Consider the following 24,562-nt stretch of genomic DNA (forward strand, 5'->3'; position numbering starts at 1 on the left):
TCAGGCATCGAAGCAGGACCGCGAGCCAGGACGGCACCCGTCGTCACCGATCCACCTCTCCGCGAGAGCTGCGGGGAGCGAGAGTAGTCACCATCTTCTTCACCAGTCTTGACCCCCTGTCCCCGACAGGTCCCCGGCACGCGACGCCCCGCTGGCGCCAGGCCGACGAGGACCTCTGGGTCGCCACCGTCGACGACGAGTACGCGGGCCTCGCCCTGCGGACGTCGGACGGCCTCCACGTCAGCGACCGCTTCACGCGGCACGTCGGCATCGCCGCGACCTGGGCCGCAGCCACCGCGCTGCTCGACCCCGTCGCCGCCCGGGCGACCCGGCCCACCCCGCGAGCTCGCCGAGCCCGCGCCCACAACCGTCCGCGCCCTCCCAGGCGCGGCGAGCGCAGTCGCGGCCGCGACTGCGCCCCTCGAACGAGAGAAGACATCATGGCCACCGGCACCGTCAAGTGGTTCAACGCTGAGAAGGGCTACGGCTTCATCGCCCCGTCCGACGGCTCGGCCGACGTGTTCGCGCACTACAGCGCGATCGCGACGAGCGGGTTCCGTACCCTCGAGGAGAACCAGCAGGTCGAGTTCGACGTCGCGAGCGGCCCCAAGGGCCCGCAGGCGGAGAACATCCGCCCGCTGTGACGACGCGTCCACCGGTCGCCTAGCCGTCAGGCGCGGCGACCGGTGGTCAATCCTCGAGGGGGGCTGTGCGTGAGCACGGCCCCCTTCGTCGTCCCCGGAGCCGTGCCGCAGCGCGCGGCTCCGGCACGAACCGCAGGAGCCCCCGGCCGGACCGTGAGGTCCGCCCGGGGGCTCCTGGGTGTGGTCGTGGCCGTCAGACCCGGCGGAACCGGGACACGACGTGGCACTCGAACGGGTCGCGCGCCGCGAGGCCGACCTCGTTCAGGTACCGGACGACGATCGCGTAGGACCGGAACAGGCTGGTCTCCGTGTAGGGGACGTCGAGCGTGCGGCACTGCTCGCGCACCAGCAGGCGCGCCTTGGCGAGGTGCGGGCGCGGCATGCTCGGGAACAGGTGGTGCTCCACCTGGTAGTTCAGGCCGCCCATGAGGGACGTGGCCCACCAGCCGCCCGCGACGTTGCGGGAGGTGCGGACCTGCTTGGAGAAGAAGTCGAGCTTGGCGTCCCGCGCGATCACCGGCATGCCCTTGTGGTTGGGCGCGAACGAGGCGCCCATGTAGACGCCGAACACCGCGAGCTGCACGCCCACGAACGCGAACGCCATGCCGATCGGCAGGAACCAGAACACCGGGACCCAGAACGCCAGGAACCGCACCGCGATGAGCGTCAGCTCGGTCGCCCGGCCCTTGACCTCGCCGCGGCCCAGCAGGTGCTGCAGGCCCAGGCGGTGCAGGTTGAGGCCCTCGAGCGTGAGGAGCGGGAAGAACAGCCAGCCCTGCCGGCGCGTGATGAGCGCGCGCAGACCGGTCGCGGACACCGCGTCCTCCTCGACGAAGGAGATGGTGTCCATGTCGATGTCCGGGTCCTTCCCCATCTTGTTGGGGTTGGCGTGGTGCCGGTTGTGCTTGGTGTTCCACCAGGACAGGCTCACGCCGACGACGCCGCAGGCCAGGATCCGGGCGAGCCGGTCGTTCGCCGGGCCGCCCGCGAGCACCTGCTTGTGCGCGGCCTCGTGCGTGATGAACGCGGTCTGCGTGAGCAGGATGCCCAGCGCGCCGGCGATCAGGAGCTGGAACCACGAGTGGCCCAGCAGGATGAAGCCCGCGAGCGCACCGGCGAAGCCGGCGAGGATCACGGCCCCGACACCCCCGTAGAACCCGTACGCGCGGCGCAGCAGCCCGCGGTCCCGGACCACGGCGGCGACCTGCGTGTACGCGTGGGTCAGGTGCGGGAAGGAGGAGCCGTCGCGCGGGACCGTGGGGCGGAAGCCTTCACGCAGTGCGGTCCCGGACGGGGAGACGGAGGAAGAAGCGATGAGTACCTGCCCGGTCGAGGCCCACGCACCGGCGCGGGGCTGTCGTCTGCCAAAGGCGGGTCGCCGATCGCTCCGCCACAGTACCCCGCGGTCCGCCGGGACGGCAGGGCGTGGTAGGGGGGAGTTGTGTGGGAGTCGCACCCTAGGGTCGGAGGCGTGCAGCCCGCCGACGTCGTCCGCCACCGCCTGCGAGCGCAGCACCTGCGGGGAGGGCGCGCCGAGGGGCCGGCACAGGTGGTGCGGGAGCTCCTCGCGGTGCAGGCGCAGGAGCTGCCGGTCGCGCGGTGGTCCCTGGCCCAGCGGAGCACGGGCGACGACGAGGAGGTACGCCGGCTGCTCGACGAGGGCGCGGTGCTCCGCACGCACGCGCTGCGGCCCACGTGGCACCTGCTGGCGCCCGAGGACCTGCGCTGGGTCCTGCGCGCCACGTCGCCCCGCGTCCACCAGGCGTCCGTGACCGCGTGCCGGCGCGAGGGCCTGGACGCCGACGCGCTGCGCCGCACGGACTCCCTGCTCGCCGCGGCGGTCGGGGCCCGCGGCCACCTCACGCGCGAGGGGCTGCGGGAGGCGCTCGGCACCGAGCGCTCGGCGATGTGGTGGACGCTCGCCGTGATGCACGCGGAGCTCGAGGGCGTGCTCGTCAGCGGGCGCGCGCAGGGCGTCCACCAGACCTACGCGCTGGCCGAGGAGCGCGCGCCCGCGGGCCGCGACCTCACGGGAGACGAGGCGCTCGTCGAGCTGGTCCGGCGCTTCCTCGTCGGGCACGGTCCCGCAGGCGTGCGGGACCTCGCGTGGTGGGCGAGCCTCACCCTCACCCAGGTGCGCCGCGCGCTGGCGGCGCTGGACGACGAGGTGGAGCGGCTCGACGTCGCGGGCACGGAGCTGTGGTGGGTCCCCGCCGCGCTGCCGTCCGACGACGGTGGCGGCGCGGCGCGGGACGTCGTCGGGAACGGGACGGGGGACGGCCCCGTGGTCGACCTCCTGCAGGCGTTCGACGAGGCCCACGGCTCGTTCCCCGCGACGCGCTCGCTCATGGACCCCGCCGGCCTGGCCGCGCACCGGCCGCAGGACAACGCCGCGATCCACGTCCTGCTGGTCGACGGGCTGGTGGCCGGGTGGTGGCGCCGGTACACGCGGCCGGGCCGCGTCGAGGTGACGGTCCGCCCGGCCCGGGAGCTCACCGCGGCCGAGCACGCGTCGGTGCTCGCGGCGTTCGCGGAGCACGAGCGCTTCGTCGGCCAGGAGGTCCGCGTCGAGTTCGGCTGAGCGACCTCGTCGTGCCGGCGACCTCGTCGTTCCGGCGACCTCGTCGTCCCGACCCGTGCCGGGGCAGGGAACAGCCCGTGGGCCGGACCCCCGGTCGGGGGCCCTGCCGCGAAGGACGAGGTCGCGGCTCCCACGGGCTGCGGTGACTGCCGGTATTCGCTCGCCGCCCTGCCGGGACTCGGTGGTCCCTGCGGAGCCTGCGGGCGGACCTCGCAGTCCGTCCGAGTGCTCGGGCGGCTAGCGGACAGCCACCTCACGCGTCCTGAGATTCTTCATGTCTCGGACCACCTCCTTCCGTGTGCCGCCGACGCTACGCCCGCGCCCGCGCGCCGCCACACGCTTTTTCCGACGCTCTCCCCGACTGGCTCCCCGGCTGTCTCCCCGACGGTCAGGAGTGGTCCACCACCGGCCGGATCTCGGCGTCCTCGAGCAGCACGTCGGCGACGAGCGCGACGAGGTCCTCGGGCTCGTCGGTCGCGACCAGGTAGAAGCCGCCGACCACCTCGGTGAGCTCGCCGAACGGCCCGTCGGTGACGCTCGGCGGCGCGCCCGCCGCTCGTCGTCGGACCACCTTCCCGACCGGTGCGGCGGCGAGCTCCTCGCTCGCGACGAGCACGTGCCCGCGCTCGACCGCGAGCGCCCGGAAGCGCTCGTGCGCCGCGCCGTTCACCGTCTCCTCCTGCGGCGTGCGCGCGGCCCACGCGCGCTCGTCGCCCCACAGCAGCACCATGTGCGTCGCCTGTGTCATGGCCCCTCCTCGCCTCCCCGGCGGCGGGTCCGTCCGTCCCGCCTCGTCGGGGTGACGCGGTCGGACTCCCGCGTTCGACACTAGGCCGCGGGCAAGCGGCTCTGCGCGAGCGCGGTGACCTCGGCGCCCCCGGTGTCCGGCCAGCACATGCGGCTCAGGTGGTCCAGACCACGTGGACGACGTGCACCTGGGTGACCGACGACGTCGTCGCCGGCCTCCGGGGTGGCAAGGTGGGGGCGTGATGCTGAAGAGTGCGGCGGACATCGCCGCGATGCGCCCGGCCGGGACGTTCGTCGCCGGGGTCCTGTCCTCGCTGCGGGATGTCGCGACGGTCGGGATGACGCTGCAGCAGCTCAATGACCACGCCCACGGCATGATCCGGGACGCCGGCGCGCACTCCGTCTACCTCGGCTACCACCCGTCCTTCGGCGCGATGCCGTACCCGGGCGTGCTGTGCACCTCGGTGAACGACGCGGCGCTGCACGGGCTCCCCTCGTCGTACGTCCTGCAGGACGGGGACGTGCTCTCGATCGACTTCGCGGCGCAGGTGCAGGGATGGGTCGCGGACTCGGCGATCACGTTCCAGCTCGGCACGCCCACGCCGGAGGCGCAGCGCCTGATCGAGACCACGGAGCGCGCGCTCGCCGCCGGCATCGCCGCCGCCAGGGTCGGCGGGCGGATGGGGGACGTCTCGGCCGCGATCGGCGAGGTCGGCCACAAGGGCGGCTACGGCATCAACACCGACTTCGGCGGCCACGGCGTCGGCCGGACGATGCACGAGGACCCGCACGTCCCGAACGACGGCCGCCGGCGCAGCGGGCTCAAGCTCCAGGCCGGCCTGGTCGTGGCGATCGAGCCGTGGTTCATGGCGGGCGGCGACGAGTACGTGGTGGACCCCGACGGCTGGACCATCCGGTCCGCGGACGGGTCGCTCGCGGCGCACTTCGAGCACACCGTCGCCCTCACCAAGGACGGCCCTGTCGTCCTGACGGCGCGGGACTGACAGCGTGGGACTGACAGCGTGGGACTGACGACGTGGGACTGACGACGTGGGACCGACGGCAGGGGGACCCGGTGATCGTGCGATGAGCGGCAACGACCGGTACGACTCCGGGGCACGGCCCTACGACCTGCCGGCTGAACCGGTCGCGTACGGCACGGCGCCGTACGGCACGGCGCCGTACGGTACGGCGCCCCCGGTCCACCCCGGGTACGACGACGTCCGCGACGGTGCCCCCGTCCCGTCGATCGCCTGGTCGACCGTCCGCAGCGACCAGGTGGTCCCGAGCGGCGTGACCGTCCTGGTGGCGTGGCTGCTGGTGCTCTTCACCGGCTTCTACCTGCTGCCGTGGGCGATCGCGGCGACGCGCGGCAAGGCGGACCGCTGGTCGATCTTCTGGGTCACGCTCCTGCTCGGGTGGACCGGCATCGGCTGGCTGATCTGCCTCGTCTGGAGCGTCCTGCCGCACCACATGGTGCGGATCGCGCCCCTGCCCGCGCCGGCCGGCTGGTACCCGCAGCCGGACGGCAGCCACGCGTTCTGGGACGGCGCGCGCTGGACGGGCCACCGCGCCTGACCGCGCTGGTCCACACTGGTCCGCGATGTCCTCCTCGATCCACGGCGCCCCCGAGCCCGTCCGCCCGCGCCCGTCCGTGCACGCGGAGCGGGAGCAGCGCGCGACGCCGCGGGCCGGGCAGCCCGGTGCCATCCCGGACTCGGAGCGGGCGTTCTTCGTCCAGGAGTTCCGCGGCGTCACGATCGTGCTCTCGCTGCCCGTCCTCGACGACGACGCGCTCGAGCCGCTGTCCCGCACCGTGCGCGGCTTCGACGAGGGCGACACCCGCCTGGTGCTCGTCGTCGCCGACCAGGGCGACGCGGCCCGGCTGCAGGCCCGGCTCCACCCGGCGCTCGGCGAGGCGGCGGTGCTCACCGCGCCCACGGTCTGGTCCGAGGACGCCCTCGCCGGCCTGTGGATCACGGCGACCGACGCCCGCGTGGTCGTCGTCGTGGCCGCCGACCCGCGGGCCGTGGCCGCCAGCGCGGGGTTCGTCGCCGCGGGGCTCGGCGCGTCCAAGGTGGTGCTCACGGACCCGGACGGCGGCTGGGGCGACCCGCCGCGGAGCTTCGTCGACCTCGAGCTGCACCGCGACGCGCTCGACTCGGCGCTGCGGGAGCGCGGGGACGGCAGCCTGCTGCACGCCGCGGAGACCGCGCTGCGCGGCGGCGCGTTCAGCGTCAACCTGTGCCGCGCGCAGGACATCGAGCTGGAGCTGTTCACGTTCGACGGCACCGGGACGCTCCTGACCCTCGGCGGCTACGTCCACCTGACCGAGCTGCGGGTCGACGACCTGCCGGCGGTCGAGCGGCTGGTGGCCCAGGGCGTCGCCGACGGCGTGCTCAAGCCGCGCAGCCGCGAGCAGGTGGCCCGGATGGCGGTCGGCGGGCTCGGCGCCCGCGTGCTGCGCACCGGCCACCTCGCCGGCATCGTCGGGCTCGAGACCGAGCCGTACGGACGGGACGGGCTCGGCGAGGTCTCCGCCCTCATCACCGTCAGCGAGTTCTCCGGCGCCGGCTCCGGCGGGCTGCTGGTCGACGGCCTGGTGGAGCGGGCGCGCGGGGCCGGGCTGCGGGCGCTGTTCGCGGTGACCGTGTCCGACGACGCCGCCGCCTTCTTCGTGCGACGAGGCTTCCGCGAGGTGCCGCAGGACGCGGTCCCCGCCTCGAAGTGGGACGGCTACGACCCCGAGCGCCTCGCGCACGCGCGCTGCTTCTGGTTCGACCTGCGTCCGTGACGCGGGCGTCCTGCGTCCCCGGCGCGGCGCCGACGAGCCGGCGAGCGTCAGCCCTGCGCGGCCTCGTCGGCCAGGGCCTCCGCCAACGTGACCCGACCGGTCGCGTGGTCCGGCGGCGCGAGGTGGTGCCCCGCGCGCACCGCGGCGAACGCCTTCCCGGGCAGCGGCACGGACACGCTCCGCGGCCGCCGGCCCTGCGCCGCCGCGACGATCCGGTACGCCTCCCGGGCGCTCAGCACCTGCGGACCGGCCAGGTCCTCGACCCGTCCGGACGGACCCGCGGCCACCAGGTCGACGAGCCGCGCGGCCACCTCCCGCACCTCGACCGGCTGCACGCTCGTCCCGCCGGGCAGCACCGTCAGCCCCGCGACGGTCATCCGGTCCAGGAGCCGCGGCACGAACTGGTGGAACTGCGTCGCGCGGAGCGTGGTCCACGGGACGCCGCCCGCCTCCACCAGTCCCTCGACCTCGAGCTTGGCGCGGTAGTAGGAGTACGGGATCGCGTCGACGCCGACGATCGAGATGAACACCAGGTGCGGCGTGCCGGCCGCCCGCGCGGCGATCAGCAGCCGTCCCGCGGCCTCGACGTCGCGCGCGGGCGTCCCCGGCTCGCTGGCGCAGTGGATCACCGCGGCCACGCCGGCCAGGGCCGTGTCCAGACCGGCGCCGGTCGTCAGGTCCCCCACCACGCGCCCGATCCCCGGCGCGTCGTCCGTGGCCGGCCGGCGGCTCAGCAGCCGCACCGCGCGACCGCGCCGCAGCAGCTCCGCCACCACCTCGCGGCCCAGCATGCCGGTGCCGCCGGTGACCAGCACCGGGGCGTCGTCGTCGCGTGCAGCGTCGTCGTCCACCCCGCCATCCTGGCAGGCGCCGCCCTCCCTCACCTGGTCTTGGACCACCCTCCAGCCGTGCTAATCTTCTGCGGCGCGCGCGAGTGGCGGAACGGCAGACGCGCTGGCTTCAGGTGCCAGTGTCCGAAAGGGCGTGGGGGTTCAAATCCCCCCTCGCGCACACAGATCGAACGGCTCGGATCCCTCGGGATCCGGGCCGTTCGTCGTTCCGGCGTGGCCTCGAGACGCGGCGGACGATCCTGTACCGGCCCGCCGCGGAGGCGGCTCGCCCGATCCGGTGACATCTCAGCGAATCACCCCGGACGCCCCGCCTGTCCCTCACGCTCAGGGCACCGCCGGTCGGCGGTCGGGCGAGGGGGCGCGATGAGGGCGACGCTGAGTGCGTGGTGCATGACGGGTGTCGCCGTCGTGGTGCTGACGGGGTGCGGCGCCACTCCGGACCCCGCGCCGCCGTCGAGCGCGGGTGTCGGTCTCGAGGAGCACTGCGCGCTCGCGGTCGACATCGAAGAGGTCGTCGCCGAGCCGGACGGCGCGGACGTCGTCGTGACCTGGCGGGACACGCGCGAGCACCTGGCTGCCACCGAGTACCTCGTCGCCCGCCGGGCGCCCGACGCGTCCGTGTGGGAGGTCGTCGGCACCGTCGAGCTCGAGCCTGGCGCCGAGCGCCGGTTCGTGGACAGCCCGCCGACGGACGCGCTGCCCGCCGAGTACACCGTCGCGGCCGAGGGCAGCTGCGTGCGGTTCGCGTCCGACATCTGCGTCACCGAGGCGCCCTGCCCGGTCGCCACCGCCCTCACCACCGAGCCCTGAGCGAGATCCCGAGGGTGTCGCCTCACGGCTCGGTGCGTCACGGCCGGCTGCGGGACGCCACGAGTCCGACACCGATCCCGAGCATCCAGACGTCCTTGCTGACGGCGAGGCCGTCCGGCGTCGGCCAGACGCTGCCGGGCTCGTGCATCCCCGGCGTGCGCAGGTACATGCCCAGCAGCCCGCCGGAGAACGCGGTCAGGCCGGTTCCCGCGAGCCGGTCGGGGACGAACGGGACCAGGAGCGCGGCGCCGAGGGTCACCTCGGCGATGCCGAGCAGGCGGAGGAACCTCGTCGGCGGCACGTGCTGGAGGAACGGGTAGGCGTCGGCGGCGGCTCCGTGCACGCCCTTCGCGCGCTCCTCGTCGCCCCGGAGCTTGCCCAGGCCCTCGTGCAGGATGAACGCGCCGGTCGCCAGGCGCGGGGGAAGGCTCGCGATGCGCATGTGACCAGTAGACGCGTGCGGGCGCGCGGCGGCACCTCGGGAGGCGGCGTCCTCCCGCGTCCCCGGCTCGACGAGCGGGCGCGCCCGGGCCGGGGCAGGATCACGGGATGGCTCTCTGGCTCATCCTCATCATCATCGCCGTCGTCATGGTGGTCCTCGGCATCGCGATCGAGGCCGCGAAGATCATCCTCTGGATCGGCATCGCACTGCTCGTGATCAGCCTGATCGGCTGGCTCGTCGGCCGGATGCGCTCGCGCACCTGACGCGCCCGCGTCCCGCCGGGACGCGGGCGACCGGCAGGATGGGGGCATGAGCGCGACCCTCCAGGCCCGCCGGGTGTCCGCGGCGTTCGGCGACCGTGAGCTGTTCGCCGGCCTCGACCTCGTGGTGGCTCCCGGCGACGTCGTCGGGCTCGTCGGACCGAACGGCGCGGGCAAGACCACCCTGCTGACCATCCTCGCGGGCAGCCGCGCGCCGGACGGCGGCACGGTGACGCTGTCGCCGCCGACCGCGCAGGTCGGGTACCTGCGGCAGGAGGTCGAGCGGCGGTCCGACGAGACCGTGCGCACCTTCCTCGAGCGGCGCACCGGCGTCCTCGACGCGCAGCGCGCCATGGACGCGGCGTCGGACGCGCTCGCGGCCGACGAGCCCGACGCCGGTGACGTGTTCACCTCCGCCCTGGAGACGTGGATGGCGCTCGGCGGCGCGGACCTGGACTCGCGGCTGGGCGTCGTGGCCGACGACCTCGGGCTCGCGGTGGACCTCGACCTGCCCATGACCGCGCTCTCCGGCGGGCAGGCCGCACGCGTGGGGCTGGCGGCGCTGCTGCTGTCCCGGTTCGACCTGTACCTGCTCGACGAGCCGACGAACGACCTGGACGCCGACGGCCTCGACCGGCTCGAGGAGTTCGTGCAGGAGGCGCAGGCGCCCGTCGTCGTCGTCTCCCACGACCGCGAGTTCCTGGCCCGGACCGTCACCACGGTCGTCGAGATCGACCGCAGCCTGCAGCGCGTGGCGACGTACGGCGGCTCGTACGACGCGTACCTCGAGGAGCGGTCGACGGCCCGGCGGCAGGCGCGCGAGGCGTACGAGGCCTACGCGGGCCGCCGTGATGCCCTCGCGGCGCGCGCCCGGATGCAGCGCGCCTGGATGGAGAAGGGCGTGCGCAACGCCCGGCGCAAGGCGACGGACCCCGACAAGCACGTGAAGCACCACCGCGGCGAGACCGCGGAGAAGCAGGCGGCCAAGGCGCGCCAGACGGACAAGATGATCGAGCGCCTCGAGGTGGTCGAGGAGCCGCGCAAGGAGTGGCAGCTCCGGATGAGCATCGCGGCAGCACCGCGCTCGGGGGCGGTGGTCGCGACCGCGCGGGCCGCCGTGGTGCGGCGCGGTGGCTTCGTGCTCGGCCCCGTCGACCTGCAGCTCGACTGGCAGGACCGGGTCGCGGTGACCGGCCCCAACGGCTCCGGCAAGTCGACGCTGCTCGCGCTGCTGCTCGGCCGTCTGGCGCCCGACGAGGGCAGCGCGACGCTCGGCTCGGGCGTGCTCGTCGGGGAGGTCGACCAGGCGCGTGCCGCGTTCGAGGGCGACGAGCCCGTCGGCGACGCGTTCGCGCGCGAGGTGCCGGACTGGACCACCGCGGACGTGCGGACGCTGCTCGCGAAGTTCGGCCTCGCCGGGCACCAGGTCGGGCGGCCCGCCTCCTCGCTGTCACCCGGCGAGCGCACGCGCGCGACGCTCGCGCTGCTGCAGGCCCGCGGCGTCAACCTGCTGGTGCTCGACGAGCCGACGAACCACCTCGACCTGCCCGCGATCGAGCAGCTCGAGCAGGCGATGGAGTCGTTCGAGGGGACGATCCTGCTGGTCACGCACGACCGTCGGATGCTCGACACCGTCCGCCTGACGCGCCGGTGGCACGTGGACGACGGTCAGGTGCTCGAGGTGCCCCGGGACTGACCGGTCACGCCGGCGGCGTGCTCAGCGAGGCGACGGCCGCGATCCGCAGCTCGACGCGCTCGTCGTGACGCAGGACCGTGAACAGGGTGCGCGTGCACCCGCGGCACCGCACGATCGCCGCGCGCTCGTCGACCTCCACGACCGCCGTCGCCATCGGGGCGGAGGCGCCGCAGTGGGCGCACTCGACGACCACGACGGTCGCGTCCGTCTCGAGCAGCGCGCGCAGGCTGCCGGCGATCGCGTTGCCGTCGACGACCTCCGCGGGACCGCGCGGACCCTCCGGGTGCTGCCTCATCACCGGCCTCCGAATCTCTCGGTGCGGACCCGCAGCGGGTCATGACCCGCGGCGACGAGCGCGTCGGCCGCGGCCTCGACGAAGCCCGTGGGACCGCACACGTAGGTCAGCGGCTTCTGGTCCGGCGGCCACGTCGCGGCGGCGACCTCCGTCGGGCCCAGGCGCCCGACGCGCCCACCCCAGCCGTCCGGGGCCGCGCGCGTGTACGCCCAGGTCACCTCGATGTCGCCGGACGCCAGCGCGTCGATCTCGTCGCGGTACATCGCGTCGGCCGCGGAGCGCACCGAGTACAGCAGCCGGAACGGTCCGCCGACCCCACCGGCCACCCGGGCGCGCAGCATGGCGAGCAGCGGGACGATCCCGGACCCGCCCGCGACGAGCTGCACGGGGGACGGATCGCCCGCGTCCCACACGAAGTACGCGCCGAGCGGCCCCTTGACCTCCATCGCGTCACCGGGCTCGACGACGCGGACCAGGTAGTGCGAGACCTCGCCGTCCACGACCTCGTCGACCGCGAGCTCCACGAGCTCGCCGGGACCCGACGAGGCGATCGAGTAGGAGCGCTCGGCCTGGTAGCCGTCTTCGGCCGTGAGCCGGACGTCGAGGTGCTGACCGGGCAGGTTGCCGGGCCAGCCGGGCACCGCCAGCCGCAGGACGCGCGCGTGCGCCGTGCTCGGCACCGCCTCGGCCACCCGCGCCGGCATCCACCGGGGCGCGCTCACCAGTAGCGCTCCTCCGTCCACGGGTCGCCGTGCAGGTGGTAGCCGTTCTGCTCCCAGAAGCCGGGGTCGTCGCGCTCCTGCAGCTCGATCCCGCGCACCCACTTGGCGCTCTTCCAGAAGTACAGGTGCGGCACCAGCAGCCGCGCGGGACCGCCGTGCTCGGGGTCGAGCGGCTCGCCGTCGAACTCGAACGCGACCCAGGACCGCTCGTCGAGCAGGTCCTCGAGCGCGACGTTGGTGGTGTAGCCGCCGTAGGAGTGCACCATCGCGAAGTCCAACGACGTCTCGACATCGGCGAACAGCACGTCGAGCGAGACCCCGCGCCACGACGTGCCGAGCTTCGACCAGCGCGTCACGCAGTGGATGTCGGTGGTGACCTGCTCGGCCGGCAGGGCCATCAGCTCGGCCCAGCTCCAGGTGAGCCGCTCGCCGGTCTCCGTCGTGATGCTGAACGCCCACTCGTCGGTGGGGATCCGCGGCGTCGGCCCGGCGGACAGCACCGGGAAGTCCTCCGTGAGGTACTGCCCCGGGGGCAGCCGCACGTCGGTGTCCCGGCGACGACCGCCGAACCCGCGGGAGAACTCGGCCATCGCTCCTCCGTGTGTCTCGCGTGACGTCGCGAGCCTACTGCCGGTCGCCGCACCGGTGGCGGCATCGGAAGCGACCGTGAGGGTCGCTCCGGGTGCGACCACCGGTGCGGCGAGGGCGCCCGCGGTCAGACGCGCGCGGGCGCCGGGGCGGGGACCGGGACGGCGGCGGGCTCCGGGTCGTGGCCCACGTCCACGTGCGGCAGGACGCGGTCCAGCCAGGCGGGCAGCCACCAGTTCGCGGTGCCGAGCAGCTTCATGGTCGCGGGGACCAGCACCAGCCGGACCAGGGTCGCGTCGACCAGGATCGCGGTGGCCAGGCCGACGCCGAACATCTTGGTCGCGGCGTCCTCGCCCAGCACGAAGGCCAGGAAGACGCAGACCATGATCGCGGCGGCGGAGGTGATGACCCGGCCGGTGCGCGCGATGCCGCGGACCACGGCCTCGTCGTTGGATCCCGTCTCCGCGTAGGACTCCCGGACGCGGGACAGGAGGAACACCTCGTAGTCCATGGACAGCCCGAACAGCAGCGCGAACATGAACATCGGGATGAAGGACACGATCGGCACGGTCGCCTCGAGCCCGATCAGGTCGGCGCCCCAGCCCCACTGGAAGACCATGACCATCACGCCGTAGGCGGCACCGATGCTCAGCAGGTTGAGCAGCACGGCCTTGAGCGGGACCAGCACCGAGCGGAACACCAGCATGAGCAGCAGGAAGGACATCGCCAGGACGGCCCCGACGAAGACCGGCAGCCGGTCGTTCACGCGCTGGCCCACGTCGGCGAAGTTCGCGGTCTGCCCGCCGACGTGCGCGACGGCCGCGCTGTCCGCGAGCGCCGCGGGGAACACGTCGGCCCGCAGCCGCGCGATGGTGTCCGCGGTCGCCTCCTCCTGGGGACCGGTGGTGGCGTAGGCGACGATCGTCGCGAGGTCGCCGCGCACCACGGGCTCCTCGACGCCGGCGACACCGGGGTCGGCGGCCACCGCCGCGGCGACGGCGGACGCGGCAGCCGGGTCGCCGGCCAGCTCCACGGCCACGACGAGCGGCCCGTTGCGGCCCGGCCCGAAGCCCTCGGCCACCAGGTCGTAGGCCTGCCGCTCGGTCCGGCTGGGCGGCAGCGCACCGTCGTCGGGGATGCCGACCCGCAGTCCGACGACGGGCGCGGCCAGGGCCAGCAGGACCAGGCTCACGCCCACCGCGTAGATGCCGGGGTGCCGGGTCACGTGCCGCGTCCAGCGCTCCCACCGCGGGCTCGTCGTCGCCAGGCGTCGCCGGCCCACCACACGGCGGCCCGCCACGGCGAGCAGCGCGGGCAGGAGCGTCGCGGACGCGACGACCATCACCAGCACGACGAGCGAGATCGCGATGCCGCCCGCGGTCATGAACGGCACGCCCGCGACGGCGAGCCCCAGGATCGAGACGACGACGATCCCGCCCGCGAACACCACGGGACGGCCCGCGGTCGCCAGGGCCCGCGCGATCGACTCGTCGGCCGGCACCAGCCGCGCGAGGTTCTCGCGGTGCCGCGTCACGACGAACAGCGCGTAGTCGATCCCGACGCCCAGGCCGACCATCGCGCCGAGCACCGGCGCGTAGCTCGGCACCGTCATCACCGAGGCGAGCAGCGTCATCCCGCCGATGCCGACGGCCAGGCCCAGCACGGCCATCCCGACCGGCAGCAGCGCCGCGACGAACGAGCCGAACGCGAGCAGCAGGATCACGAGCGCGGCGAGGATGCCGACGAGCTCGCCGAGGTTCTCCCCCGATCCCTCGTAGGCGAAGAACAGGTCCCCGCCCATCTCGACGCGCAGCGCCGCGTCGTGCGGCACCGCCTTGAGCGCCTCGAGGTCGGCCGCGGACAGCTGGTCGAGCGTCGGGTACTGCACGCGCAGCAGCGCGACGCGGCCGTCGGACGAGACCACGCCGCTCGTCGCGGAGGCGTCGGTCGCCAGCGCCCCGGACGGGTCCGTGGTGCCGAGCACGTGCGGGAGCGCCGCGACGTCGGTCTGCAGCTGCGCGAGGGCCGTGCGCGCGGCCTCGTCGGACCGGAACGTGCCGTCCCCGGCGGGGGTGACAACCACCTGCGCGGTGATGCCGTCCTGGCCGCCGCCGGACGCGGCGATCAGGTCGTTGGCCTGCTGCGAGTCCAGGCCGGGCACGGTGAACCCGTCCTCGAGCTTGGCGCCGGACGCGCCGGCGGCGCCCGCGACGACGACCGCGAGGGCGAGCCACGCGCCGATCACCACCCACCGGCGGCGGGTGGTCCACCGGGCGAGCCGGTACAGGGTCTGGGACAGCATGGGGTCCTCCGGGGGTTCACGACGAGCGGCGGCTGGGGTCGCGTCGATCCTCGCGAGACGGGCCGGTGCGCCACATCGGCCGCGAGGTCCGCGCTCGACCCGCCGAACGGGCAGGTCAGGCCCGTCCTTTCGGCCGATCCGCGCGGCAGCCGCGGTCCCTACGCTGGGCGCGTGATCCCCGACGCCGCCCGACGCCTGTGGGCGCTGCCGCCCGTGCCGGACCCGCCCGTGCGCGTCTGGCGGGACTGGGCGCTCGTCGGGCTCGTCGTCGTCGGCGCGACGCTCGAGGTGACGCTGCGCAAGGACGTCGCGTGGCCGGTGGCCGCATGGGTGATGGCGCTCGTGCTCGCCGGGACGCTCCTGTGGCGGCGGACGCACCCGCTCACGACGGTCGTCGTCGCGTTCTCCACGGTGATCGTCGTCGACGCGGTGGCGCGGGCGACCGGCACGACGAAGGAGATCGGCCTGGGGTCGATGGCGTTCGTCCTGCTGCTCGGCTACGCGCTGTACCGGTGGGGCTCGGGCCGGCAGGTGGTGCTCGGCTCAGCGGTGCTGCTCACGGCCTTCACGCTCGGGATCGCGCGCGACTGGACGTCCGTCGTGGAGACGATCGCCGCGTTCTGCTTCATGGCGGCGCCCGCGGTCGTCGGGCTCGTCGTACGGCTGTCCGTCACGTCCCGCGCGCGCACGCTCGACGCGGTGCGGCTGCGCGAGCGCGAGCAGCTGGCGCGCGAGCTGCACGACACGGTGGCGCACCACGTGTCCGCGATCGTCGTGCGCGCGCAGGCCGGGCGCGTGGTCGCGGGGGCGGACCCCGCGGCCGCCGCGGAGGCGCTGGCCGTGATCGAGCAGGAGGGCGCGCGCACGCTCGCGGAGATGCGCACGCTCGTCGGCGCGCTGCGGGGGTCCGACGAGGCCGCCCTCGCGCCCACGCGCGACGCCGCCGACGTGCCCGGGCTGGCGGCGATCGACCCGCGCGTGGTGGTCGAGCGGACGGGCCGGCTCGACGACCTGGGCCCGGCCGTGGGCGGTGCGGTCTACCGGATCGCGCAGGAGTCGGTCACCAACGCGGTCCGGCACGCGCGGTCCGCGACGAGGATCGTCGTGCGGGTCGTCGGCGACGACGACGCGGTCCGCTGCACCGTGTCCGACGACGGCGAGGCGGCCGGTCCCGCGCGCGGGGGCGGCTACGGGATCGCCGGGATGACCGAGCGGGCGTCGTTGCTGGGCGGCACGCTCGTCGCGGGCCCGACGGATCGTGGATGGCTGGTCACGGCCGAGCTCCCGCGCGAGAGGCTGCGCCCATGAGCATCCGCGTGCTGGTGGCCGACGACCAGGAGATCGTGCGCACCGGCCTGCGGATGATCCTCGACGCGCAGCCCGGCATCGAGGTGGTGGCGGAGGCGGGCGACGGGCGCACCGCCGTCCGCCTGGCCCGGGAGCTGCGGCCGGACGTGTGCCTGCTCGACATCCGCATGCCGGAGCTGGACGGGCTCGCGGCGACGCGGGAGCTGGCCGGACCCGACGTCGCCGAGCCGCTCGCGGTCGTCGTCATCACGACGTTCGACCTGGACGAGTACGTGCACGGCGCGCTGCGCGCGGGGGCCCGCGGGTTCCTGCTCAAGGACGCGGGACCCGAGCTGCTGGCGCAGGCGGTGCGGGCGGCGGCGTCCGGCGAGGCGCTCATCGCCCCGGCCGTGACCGTCCGGCTGCTCGCGGCGTTCGCCGAGGCCCGCCACGCCGTCCGTCGCGACCCGCTCGAGCCGCTGACCGGGCGCGAGGAGCAGGTGCTGGCGACCGTGGCCCGCGGCCTGACCAACGCGGAGATCGCGACCGAGCTCCACATCAGCCTGAGCACGGTCAAGACGCACCTGACCGGCCTGATGACGAAGCTGGGCGCGCGCAACCGCGTCGAGATCGCGATGTGGGCCTACGAGACGGGCCGCGTCCGCCCCTGACGGCCGGCCCCCGCGTCTGTCCCCACCCCGTCACCCCCGCCCACCGCCCTGCTCGTCGCCGCACCGGTGGTGGCATCCGGAGCGACCGTCACGGGCGCTCTCGATGCGACCACCCGTGCGATCACGGCTCGGTCGCGCCCGGGTCGGCGACGGTGGGGCCGGCGGGTGGGGCCGGGCTCGTCAGGCGGTCGTCGTCTCCAGGGTGACCGGGACGTTGCCGCGCGTCGCGTTGGAGTACGGGCAGACCTGGTGCGCGGCCTCGACCAGCTCCTCCGCGGCGGCCTGGTCGATCCCGCCGAGCTCCACGCGCAGCGTGACCTCGAGCCCGAAGCCGCCCTCCGCACGCGGGCCGATGCCGACCTCGGCGGTGACCGCGGAGTCCACGTACGTCACCTTGCGCGAGCGGGCGACGCTCGCCAGCGCGCTGTGGAAGCACGCGGCGTACCCGGCGGCGAACAGCTGCTCCGGGTTGGTCAGGCCGCCGGGGCCGCCCATCTCCTTCGGGATGGCGAGGTCCAGGTCGATCAGGCCGTCCGACGAGCGGGTGTGCCCCGAGCGGCCCTCTCCGGTGGCGGTGGCGACGGCGGTGTAGACGGCGGTCATGACGCTCCTCTGGCGGTCCCGGCAGGGACTGTCGGTAGATAGAACGGTCGTTCTCTCTGTAGGATCCACTACAACCCCGAGGAGGGACGATGTCAAGCCAGCCCGACTCCGCGTCCCCGGTCGCTAGCCCGGGTCGTCCGCCGTCCGCCGCGCGCGAGCGCCTGCTGCGGACCGCGGCCGCGTTGTTCTACCGCGACGGCGTGCGCGCGGTGGGCGTCGACCGCGTCGTCGCCGAGGCCGCCGTGACCCGCGCGACGTTCTACCGGCACTTCCCCGGCAAGGACGACCTCGTCGTGGCGTACCTGCGCGCCGCCGACGGGGCGGTGCGCGAGCACGCGGGCGAGCCCCCCGGCGGGGCCGACGAGGCCCGGGCGTGGCTCCGCGCGACGACGAGGGAGCTCGGCCGCACCGTGTGCGGCGCCGGGTTCCGCGGGTGCCCGTTCATCAACGCCGCCGCGGAGTACCCGGACCCGACGAGCGCGGTGCGCGTCGCCGTCCTGGAGCACCGCGCGTGGCTCGAGGGTGCGGTCCGCACCGCCTTTGCCCGGAGCGGCCACCCCGACGCGGCCGGCGCGGCACGGCACTGGATGGCGCTGCGCGACGGGGCGATGGTCGCGGCCTACCTCACCGACCCGCAGGTCGCCCGAGCCTCGCTCGAGCACGGCGTCGACGACCTCCTGGCCCAGGCGCCCGGCGGGTGACGTGGCGACGGGCGCGGCGGCTCGAGGCCGGCCGCGCCCGTCGGCACCCGTCGTCAGTGCGTCACGAGGCGGAGCAGGTGACCGACGGCCAGGTCCAGTTCCCGTTGTGCATCACGGTGAACCCGAACGACGTCGACTGACCGGAGGCGAGCGCACCGCTCCCGCTCGGCCGCATCGTCATGACGTTCCCGCTCGAGTCCCACGTGGGCGAGCCGTTCCACGTGGCGATGATCTTCTGCGGGTAGCGGACCGTCACGGTCGAGGTCCAGCTGCTGATGTTGCCGTTGGCGCGGATCGTCACCGTGCCGTTGAACCGGTCGCCCCACTTCTGGCCCTCGGAGTAGGTCGCGGTGCAGCTGCCTCCCCCGGTCGGCGGCGGCGTCGTCGGGTTCGTCGTGGGCTCGCCGGTGGGGTCCGTCGGCTGGCCGGTCGGACCACCCGGGACGGTGGTGCCGCCGGAGTTCAGCTGGTTGAGGACGCTCGTGTAGGCGGCCTTCTTGTTGCCGTTGCCGTCGAACAGCAGCGGCGTGCCGGAGGCGCGCCACGAGTCGCTGTCCCGCACCCCCCACACCGTGATGCCGGTGCAGCGCGCGACGGAGAGGCACGCCTGCACGACGCCCTGGTACTGCTGCGCCTGGGAGCTGCCCGAGCCCTCGATGTCGAGCTCGGTGATCTGCACGTCCACGCCCAGGTTGGCGAAGTTGCGCAGCGTCGTGTCGTAGTTCGACGGGACCGGGTTGCCCGAGTTGAAGTGCGCCTGGAAGCCGACGCAGTCGATCGGCACGCCGCGCGACTTGAAGTCACGGACCATGGTGTAGACGCCCTGGGTCTTGGCGTGCGACCAGTTGTCGGTGTTGTAGTCGTTGTAGCAGAGCTTGGCGTTCGGGTCCGCGGCGCGGGCGGCCCGGAAGGCGGCCTCGATCCAGTCGTTGCCGGTGCGCTGCAGGTTCGAGTCGCGGCGTCCGCCCGACGAGCCGTCGGCGAACGCCTCGTTGACGACGTCCCAGGCGTAGATCTTGCCCCGGTAGTGCGTCGCGACCTGGGTGACGTGGTTGAGCATCGCGCTGCGCAGCGCGCTGCCGGACATGTTCTGCATCCAGCCCGGCTGCTGCGAGTGCCAGGCGAGCGCGTGGCCGCGCACCCGCTTCCCGTTCTGCTGCGCCCAGCTCAGGATCCGGTCGCCGTTCCCGTAGCTGAACTGGTTCTGCGACGGCTCCGTCGCGTCCATCTTCATCTCGTTCTCGGCCGTGATCATGTTGAACTCACGGTTCGCGATGCCCGTGTACGTGCCGTCGTTCAGCCGGCCGGCCGCGATCGCGGTGCCGAAGTACCGGCCGGTCTCGGCAGCGGCCGCCTGCAGGGTGCTCCCGGCCGCCTGCGCCGGGACGGCGAGCGTGACGGCGATCGCCGCCGCGGCGAGGCCGCCCACGAGAGCGGCCGCTCGGCGGCTGCCGCCGCCGGGGTGTCGGTGCTGTGGGGTCGTCATCGATCCCTCCTCATCGGTTGTCGCCGGGGTGCGGATCACCCGGCAGGCCACCTTTCGTCCCGCCGACGAGCAGGGTCAAGAGTCGGAGCGGGGTCAGATACTTTCGCACGCTGATTCGAAGCGTTTAGGTACACTTTCGGGTGACTTCACCGGTGTAATCCACGCTGGCCGGCGGTACGTTGGAGACGTCGCTCGTCTGTCACGAACCGGCGGCCCGTCCCCGGATCGCAAGTATCGGGTCGTGTGAGCCCGACGAGATGCTGCGTCAGGCCCGGCGCGGGGGCGTGCTGTCGCGCTCGACGAGCCGCAGCGCGGCCAGGTGACGCACGGGCGGCGTGCCCGTCAGGTGCGGCGTCTCCCGCTCGTCGAGCCGGCGGCGCAGCACGTCGACCGCGACCTGCGCGACCTCGCGTCGTCCCGGGTCGATCGTCGTCAACGACGGGACCGAGAACCGGGCGTCCTCGATGTCGTCGAACCCGACCACGGCGACGTCCCGCGGGATGGCGTGCCCGCGCACCTGCAGCTCGTGCATCGCGCCGATCGCGAGCGCATCGTTGAACGCCACGACGCCGTCCACCGCCACGCCCGAGTCGAGCACGGACGCCATCGCCCGCGCACCGTTCGCGCGGTGCCAGCCCTCGTCGGCCCGGCCCAGGAGCCGCTCGTCGACGCCGATCCCGCGCGCCGCGAGGGCCTCCCGGTAGCCCTGGAACCGCAGGCGCGACGCGCCCGCCGTCGGCGCACTCAGGATCCCGAGGGCCGCGATGTGCCGGCGGCCCGCGTCGAGCAGCAGGTCCGTCGCCGTGCGTGCGCCGTCGACGTTGTGCATCGTGACGTGGTCGACGCGCGGCGAGAAGATCTGCTCACCGAGGAGCACCAGGGGGTAGTCGAGCCCCTCGAGCACCGCCACGTCGCCCTGGTCGAGCGCGGCCGGGCTGAAGATCAGGCCGTCGAGCAGGCGCCGGCGCGGCACGCGGAGCGCGGCGAGCTCGTGCTCCCGCGCGAAGCCGGTCGGCTCGATCAGCACGTGCAGCCCGTGCCGACGGGCCGCCGCGAGCACCTCGTCGGCCAGCTCCCCGAAGTACGGCTGGCCGAGCTCGGGGACCGCCAACCCGATCAGGCCGCTGCGCCCGCGGCGCAGGATCCGCGCCGTCACGTTGATCTCGTAGCCCAGGTCGTCCACCGCGCCGAGCACCCGCTCGCGCGTGGCGCCGCTGACCGGGACGTTGCCGCTCAGGACGTTCGAGACGGTCTTCGTGGAGACGCCCGCACGCCGCGCGACGTCGGCCATCGTGACCACGGCCCACCCCCTCGCGTCGTCGCACGGCGCGCCCGTCCGTCCCGCGGCAGCCGCAATCTATCCGACGCCGGACGCCGCCCACCGGTCCCGTGGCCGCGCCTCGTCACCGGCGACGCGCGGCCGAGCGCGGCACTCCTGGCCCGGTCTCACCGGGTGAGTGCGGGGGTGCGGCGGACCGCGGCCACCCGGGTCAGGATGTGGTCGAGCACCACCGCACGGTCGAACTGCAGCGCGTACTCGCGGGCACGCTGCGACCAGGCGGCGCGCTCGTCGGACGGCATCGCCAGCACGCGGTCCAGCGCGGCGGCGATCGCGCCCGGGTCGGAGACGGGGACGACGAGCGCGGTGTCGCCGACCGCCTCGCCGATCCCGCCCGTGACCGTGGTGATCACCGGGCCGCCGCCCGAGAGCATGCTCTCGACCAGCGCGATGCCGAACGTCTCGACGAACTCGGGGCGCGGCTTGGAGGGCAGCACGAACGCCGTGCAGCCGGCCATGAGGTGCCCCTTCTCGTCGTCCGGCACGTCGTCGAGGAACGTGATGAGGTCCGCGACCGGCGTGCCCGCGGCCTGCGCGCGCAGCTCGGCCGCCTGGGGACCGTTGCCCGCGACGACCAGCCGCTGCCCGGCCGCGGGCGCGCCCGAGCGCACGTAGCCGTCGATGAGGTCGTCGACGCCCTTGGCGTGGGCGAGGCGCGACAGGTACAGCACGTACCCACCGCGGGTCAGGCCCCGGGCGGCGAGCACCCCGTCGGTCTCGTCGTCGTCGCGGGCGAGGTACGCGCCCACGTCGACCGCCGGGTAGGACACCGCGACGCGCGCGGCGCACTGCTCGGCGAAACGCGTCCCGTGCCGCGCGTCCAGGGCGGCGGCCTCGGCGACGACGAGGTCGCGCGTGTACTGCGAGACCGCGAGGCACACGTCGTGCGCCAGGTACTGGGTCAGCACGTGCGCGGCGGCCCCGAAGCGGTCCTCCTCGACGCAGGCGCGCACCACGTTGGTCACGTCGGAGCCCACGGCCTCGGCGACCGTGACGACGTCCACCGGCAGGCCGGTCCGACGAGCCGCCGTGACCGCGTCGTCCACCGCGGTGGAGTGCGGGGACAGGTAGAGCGACAGCGCGACCGTGGGGACGCCGTCGGTGAACAGCTCGACGAGCCGCCCGGTCAGCCCCGCGAGGTACCGGCCGTCGGGCACCTTGTAGTCGCCGACGGGCCCGGGTCGCTCCACGACGATGCCTGGGCTGTACGGCAGCACGCCGTCCAGCGGCTTGAGCGGCAGCCCGGCCTCCTGGAGCCGGTCGACCGGCCAGGTGACGATGCGGACGTCGTCGAACCCGCGGCGCAGCGCGGCCTCGGCCAGGTTCCGGGCCTCGCCCGAGTGGCCGCAGATGACGGGGTCGGCGCGCACGACGATGACGAGGCGGCGCTCCGGGCGGGTGGCGGTGACGGTGCTCACGGTGTCGTCCTCTCGAGCGGGGTCAGGTGGCCGGCGCGGCCGGGGCGGGTAGGCGGGGCGGGTGAGCTGGGTGGCCGGTGCGTGGTGCCCCAGCCGGACGGTTCCGGCCCCAGGCCGATCAGGAGCCGGCCGCCGCGGTGCAGCTCGCCGCCGGTCAGGTACGGCCGGTCGAGCGGCTCGCCGTCGAGGTGGACGGACTGCACGTGCTGCGGCGGCCCACCGGCCTCGGGCTCGACGAACCCGGTGGTCTCCACCGTGAGCGCGGCACCGCCGAGGTCCAGGCGCGCCTCCCGCCACGCGGGCGCGTTGAGCAGGAACAGGTTCTGGCCGGCGACCGGGAACAGGCCGAGCGACGCCCACACGTACCAGGAGGACAGCCCGCCGGAGTCGTCGTTGCCGGGCAGCCCGCCGCGGCCCGTGCCGAACTGCTGCTGCACCACGTCGTGCACCACCTGCGCGGTGCGGTCCGGCCGGCCCGCGTACATGTACGCCCAGGGCGCCTCCATGTCCGGCTCGTTGTTCAGCCCCTCGAACCGGTCCAGTGCGTAGCCCGCGGCCAGCTCGTCGAGCCCCGGGAGCAGGCCCGGCTGGCGCACCGGCGGCGCGCCGAACCCGAAGAACCGGTCGAGCATCCCGACGAACGCCTCGTCACCGCCGGCGAGCGCGACGCGCGACGCCATGTCGTGCAGCAGCCGGAACGAGTAGTTCCACTTGCCGCCCTCGTACCAGGTGGAGTCGACGAGCAGTCCGGTGGCCGGGTCGAACGCGGTGGTCCAGCCCCCGGCGAGCGCGCTGAACTGGTCGACGAGCGTGAGGTCGCCCGCACGGGCCGCCACGATCGCGGTGCACCAGTAGCCGAACGCCAGGTCCAGCGTGTGGCTCACCGGGTGGGTGATCCCGCGCTGCAGGTACTCCTCGCCGTAGGTGCGGCGCAGGTCGTCGTGCATGTGCACCAGCGCCCAGTCCCAGTCGACGCCCGGCAGCCCCAGCGCGCACACGTCCGCCAGGAACGTGTGGGCGAGCGCGGAGCCCTGCCGCGAGAACCGGTCCGCGCCGCGTGCCATCCGGTACCCGATCGGCAGGTTGCCCTCCTCCTCCGCGATCTGGAGCAGCGCGTTGGCCAGCTCGACGGCCTTGTCCGGGACCAGCGCCGTCATCAGGGGCAGGTGCGTGCGGTAGATGTCCCACATCGTCGACAGGTCGAAGGCGAACGGACCGGGCGTGGGCCAGAACGGCGACTCGTCGGGTGCCAGGCACGGCTTGACGAGCGAGTGGTACAGCGCGGTCGCGAGCACGGTCTGCTTGTCCGACGAGGGCGTGTCCACCGCGACCTTGGCCAGCTGCTCGCGCCACGCGTCCTGCGTGGCGGCTCGTCGGACCTCGAAGGACGGGACCCCGGGACCGGGGCCGCACTCCCGGTGCAGCGACTCCCGGGCCTGCTCCGCGCCGCGCAGCGAGAACCCGAACCGCAGCTCCACCACCTGGCCCGGCTCGGCGGGGCCCGCCCACATGAGCCCGAAGGGCCGCAGCGTCGTCGGACGGATGCGGTCGAAGTCCAGGCGGGTGCCCCCGGGCATGAGCCGACGGTCGTACCAGAGCATCTGCCGCCACTGCGGGGCGTCGCACTCGACGCGCACCGCCAGCGGCGCCCCCTCGACGACCACCTCGCCCTCGGCACAGCCCGGCCCCACCGACGCGAGGTGCGCGCGCAGCGGCACCGTCCGCCCGTACGGGATGTCCAGGCCGCCGAGGGAGAAGTCGATGACCACCCGCGCGTCGTGGTGCGCGGGGAAGGTGTAGCGGTGCACCGCGGACTTGGGCCCCACCGTGATCTCCGCGCGGATCCCCGAGCTCAGCGTCGCCGCGTAGTACCCCGGCTCCGCGTGCTCCTCGACGATGTCCCAGACCTGGCCCAGGTCGTCCAGCGGACGCAGCATCGGCGTCACGCGGAAGTAGTTGTAGTACTTGCGGATCGCGCCCGTTCCGGACTGCTGGAAGTGCGTGAACCCGCTCGCGACGAGCCCGTCGTGCAGCACCGGCGGGAGGCCCTCGGTCGACAGGTCGTAGCGTCCGTAGCCCGTCGGGTACGCGCCCGAGTACGCGCACGCCGAGACCATCCCGAACGGGTACGTCGCGCCCGGGTGCGTGTTGCCGACCTGCGGCTTGGGCCACCACCAGCTGGCGGCCAGCCCGCTCTGCGGCGGCAGCGCGGTGACGTCCGTGCCGATGAACGGGTCGACGTGCTCGAACACCCCGGCGCTCCTCCCCGTCCGCGGGGTGGCGGCGGTGCGGTGCGACCGCGCTGTCCTTGCCCCGTTGGCGCGA

General features: G+C 74.4%; 24 protein-coding genes and 1 tRNA gene. 12 read left to right on the forward strand and 13 right to left on the reverse strand.

Annotated elements, in window-relative coordinates; translation table 11 throughout:
* Positions 1 to 440: 440 nt before the first annotated feature.
* Complete coding sequence (locus KIN34_RS03860; RefSeq protein WP_013882136.1) at positions 441 to 644, forward strand: cold-shock protein; 204 nt, start codon at positions 441 to 443, stop codon at positions 642 to 644.
* Between the two features lie 193 nt (positions 645 to 837).
* On the opposite strand, the gene KIN34_RS03865 is transcribed toward KIN34_RS03860, so the two are convergent.
* Entirely contained in the window at positions 838 to 1,923 is a 1,086-nt protein-coding gene (locus KIN34_RS03865) for a fatty acid desaturase family protein (RefSeq protein WP_237689298.1), read from the reverse strand.
* A gap of 192 nt (positions 1,924 to 2,115) precedes the next feature.
* On the opposite strand from KIN34_RS03865, the gene KIN34_RS03870 reads away from it, so the two are divergent.
* Positions 2,116 to 3,225 carry a winged helix DNA-binding domain-containing protein gene (locus KIN34_RS03870; protein WP_214346929.1) on the forward strand — a complete coding sequence of 370 codons (1,110 nt, stop codon included), beginning with the start codon at positions 2,116 to 2,118 and terminating at the stop codon, positions 3,223 to 3,225.
* 388 nt (positions 3,226 to 3,613) lie between these two features.
* Here the strand turns inward: KIN34_RS03870 and KIN34_RS03875 are convergent, their stop codons facing one another.
* Positions 3,614 to 3,973: a YciI family protein gene (locus KIN34_RS03875; RefSeq protein WP_214346931.1), complete on the reverse strand. Its 360-nt coding sequence runs from the start codon at positions 3,971 to 3,973 to the stop codon at positions 3,614 to 3,616.
* A 241-nt stretch (positions 3,974 to 4,214) separates the two neighbouring features.
* On the opposite strand from KIN34_RS03875, the gene map reads away from it, so the two are divergent.
* The 3 genes from map to KIN34_RS03890 all read left to right on the forward strand — a co-directional run bounded on the left by map (position 4,215) and on the right by KIN34_RS03890 (position 6,766).
* Positions 4,215 to 4,976, forward strand: a complete 762-nt coding sequence (map, locus tag KIN34_RS03880; protein WP_214351752.1) for a type I methionyl aminopeptidase — start codon at positions 4,215 to 4,217, stop codon at positions 4,974 to 4,976.
* A gap of 82 nt (positions 4,977 to 5,058) precedes the next feature.
* Positions 5,059 to 5,550 (forward strand): superinfection immunity protein, encoded by a 492-nt coding sequence (locus tag KIN34_RS03885; protein WP_214346934.1) that lies wholly within the window; start codon positions 5,059 to 5,061, stop codon positions 5,548 to 5,550.
* 25 nt (positions 5,551 to 5,575) lie between these two features.
* Positions 5,576 to 6,766 (forward strand): GNAT family N-acetyltransferase, encoded by a 1,191-nt coding sequence (locus KIN34_RS03890; RefSeq protein ID WP_214346937.1) that lies wholly within the window; start codon positions 5,576 to 5,578, stop codon positions 6,764 to 6,766.
* Positions 6,767 to 6,813: 47 nt separating this feature from the next.
* Here KIN34_RS03890 and KIN34_RS03895 read toward each other — a convergent pair whose 3' ends face one another.
* Complete coding sequence (locus KIN34_RS03895) at positions 6,814 to 7,617, reverse strand: SDR family oxidoreductase (protein WP_214346940.1); 804 nt, start codon at positions 7,615 to 7,617, stop codon at positions 6,814 to 6,816.
* Between the two features lie 77 nt (positions 7,618 to 7,694).
* Here KIN34_RS03895 and KIN34_RS03900 point away from each other — a divergent pair.
* A tRNA-Leu gene (locus tag KIN34_RS03900) sits at positions 7,695 to 7,777 on the forward strand.
* Between the two features lie 230 nt (positions 7,778 to 8,007).
* On the forward strand, positions 8,008 to 8,427 hold the full coding sequence (locus KIN34_RS03905; RefSeq protein WP_214346943.1) for a hypothetical protein: 420 nt from the start codon (positions 8,008 to 8,010) through the stop codon (positions 8,425 to 8,427).
* A gap of 37 nt (positions 8,428 to 8,464) precedes the next feature.
* Here the strand turns inward: KIN34_RS03905 and KIN34_RS03910 are convergent, their stop codons facing one another.
* Complete coding sequence (locus KIN34_RS03910) at positions 8,465 to 8,869, reverse strand: DoxX family membrane protein (protein WP_214346946.1); 405 nt, start codon at positions 8,867 to 8,869, stop codon at positions 8,465 to 8,467.
* A gap of 107 nt (positions 8,870 to 8,976) precedes the next feature.
* On the opposite strand from KIN34_RS03910, the gene KIN34_RS03915 reads away from it, so the two are divergent.
* On the forward strand, positions 8,977 to 9,132 hold the full coding sequence (locus tag KIN34_RS03915; RefSeq protein ID WP_214346949.1) for a hypothetical protein: 156 nt from the start codon (positions 8,977 to 8,979) through the stop codon (positions 9,130 to 9,132).
* A 46-nt stretch (positions 9,133 to 9,178) separates the two neighbouring features.
* A complete protein-coding gene (gene abc-f / locus KIN34_RS03920) occupies positions 9,179 to 10,825 on the forward strand; it encodes a ribosomal protection-like ABC-F family protein (protein ID WP_214346953.1) in 1,647 nt (548 codons plus the stop codon).
* Between the two features lie 4 nt (positions 10,826 to 10,829).
* Here the strand turns inward: abc-f and KIN34_RS03925 are convergent, their stop codons facing one another.
* The 4 genes from KIN34_RS03925 to KIN34_RS03940 form a co-directional block, all read right to left on the reverse strand.
* Entirely contained in the window at positions 10,830 to 11,120 is a 291-nt protein-coding gene (locus KIN34_RS03925) for a DUF6510 family protein (protein WP_214346956.1), read from the reverse strand.
* A complete protein-coding gene (locus tag KIN34_RS03930) occupies positions 11,120 to 11,842 on the reverse strand; it encodes a ferredoxin reductase (RefSeq protein WP_307858077.1) in 723 nt (240 codons plus the stop codon). The genes KIN34_RS03925 and KIN34_RS03930 overlap by 1 nt, the downstream gene beginning before the upstream one ends.
* Positions 11,839 to 12,432, reverse strand: coding sequence for a sulfite oxidase-like oxidoreductase (locus KIN34_RS03935; RefSeq protein WP_214346959.1), 594 nt, complete (start codon positions 12,430 to 12,432; stop codon positions 11,839 to 11,841). The genes KIN34_RS03930 and KIN34_RS03935 overlap by 4 nt, the downstream gene beginning before the upstream one ends.
* A 125-nt stretch (positions 12,433 to 12,557) precedes the next feature.
* Positions 12,558 to 14,732 carry an MMPL family transporter gene (locus KIN34_RS03940; RefSeq protein WP_214346962.1) on the reverse strand — a complete coding sequence of 725 codons (2,175 nt, stop codon included), beginning with the start codon at positions 14,730 to 14,732 and terminating at the stop codon, positions 12,558 to 12,560.
* Between the two features lie 171 nt (positions 14,733 to 14,903).
* On the opposite strand from KIN34_RS03940, the gene KIN34_RS03945 reads away from it, so the two are divergent.
* Both KIN34_RS03945 and KIN34_RS03950 read left to right on the forward strand, forming a co-directional pair.
* On the forward strand, positions 14,904 to 16,040 hold the full coding sequence (locus KIN34_RS03945) for a sensor histidine kinase (RefSeq protein ID WP_214346965.1): 1,137 nt from the start codon (positions 14,904 to 14,906) through the stop codon (positions 16,038 to 16,040).
* Positions 16,037 to 16,690, forward strand: coding sequence for a response regulator (locus KIN34_RS03950; RefSeq protein ID WP_214346967.1), 654 nt, complete (start codon positions 16,037 to 16,039; stop codon positions 16,688 to 16,690). The genes KIN34_RS03945 and KIN34_RS03950 overlap by 4 nt, the downstream gene beginning before the upstream one ends.
* Positions 16,691 to 16,870: 180 nt before the next feature.
* Here KIN34_RS03950 and KIN34_RS03955 read toward each other — a convergent pair whose 3' ends face one another.
* Entirely contained in the window at positions 16,871 to 17,293 is a 423-nt protein-coding gene (locus tag KIN34_RS03955; RefSeq protein WP_214346970.1) for an organic hydroperoxide resistance protein, read from the reverse strand.
* Between the two features lie 89 nt (positions 17,294 to 17,382).
* Here KIN34_RS03955 and KIN34_RS03960 point away from each other — a divergent pair, with 89 nt between their 5' ends.
* Positions 17,383 to 17,994, forward strand: a complete 612-nt coding sequence (locus tag KIN34_RS03960; RefSeq protein WP_214346973.1) for a TetR/AcrR family transcriptional regulator — start codon at positions 17,383 to 17,385, stop codon at positions 17,992 to 17,994.
* 61 nt (positions 17,995 to 18,055) lie between these two features.
* Here the strand turns inward: KIN34_RS03960 and KIN34_RS03965 are convergent, their stop codons facing one another.
* From KIN34_RS03965 to KIN34_RS03980, 4 genes are all read right to left on the reverse strand, one after another.
* Complete coding sequence (locus tag KIN34_RS03965; protein WP_214346976.1) at positions 18,056 to 19,480, reverse strand: glycoside hydrolase family 10 protein; 1,425 nt, start codon at positions 19,478 to 19,480, stop codon at positions 18,056 to 18,058.
* 265 nt (positions 19,481 to 19,745) lie between these two features.
* Entirely contained in the window at positions 19,746 to 20,771 is a 1,026-nt protein-coding gene (locus KIN34_RS03970) for a LacI family DNA-binding transcriptional regulator (protein WP_214351756.1), read from the reverse strand.
* 155 nt (positions 20,772 to 20,926) lie between these two features.
* Positions 20,927 to 22,237 (reverse strand): glycosyltransferase, encoded by a 1,311-nt coding sequence (locus KIN34_RS17275; RefSeq protein WP_214346979.1) that lies wholly within the window; start codon positions 22,235 to 22,237, stop codon positions 20,927 to 20,929.
* The gene (locus KIN34_RS03980; RefSeq protein WP_214346982.1) at positions 22,234 to 24,489 is read right to left on the reverse strand and encodes a glycoside hydrolase domain-containing protein; all 2,256 of its coding nucleotides are present in this window, start codon (positions 24,487 to 24,489) and stop codon (positions 22,234 to 22,236) included. The genes KIN34_RS17275 and KIN34_RS03980 overlap by 4 nt, the downstream gene beginning before the upstream one ends.
* Positions 24,490 to 24,562: the final 73 nt, after the last annotated feature.

It is taken from the genome of Cellulomonas fulva, from assembly GCF_018531375.1.
Taxonomy (GTDB): domain Bacteria; phylum Actinomycetota; class Actinomycetes; order Actinomycetales; family Cellulomonadaceae; genus Cellulomonas; species Cellulomonas fulva.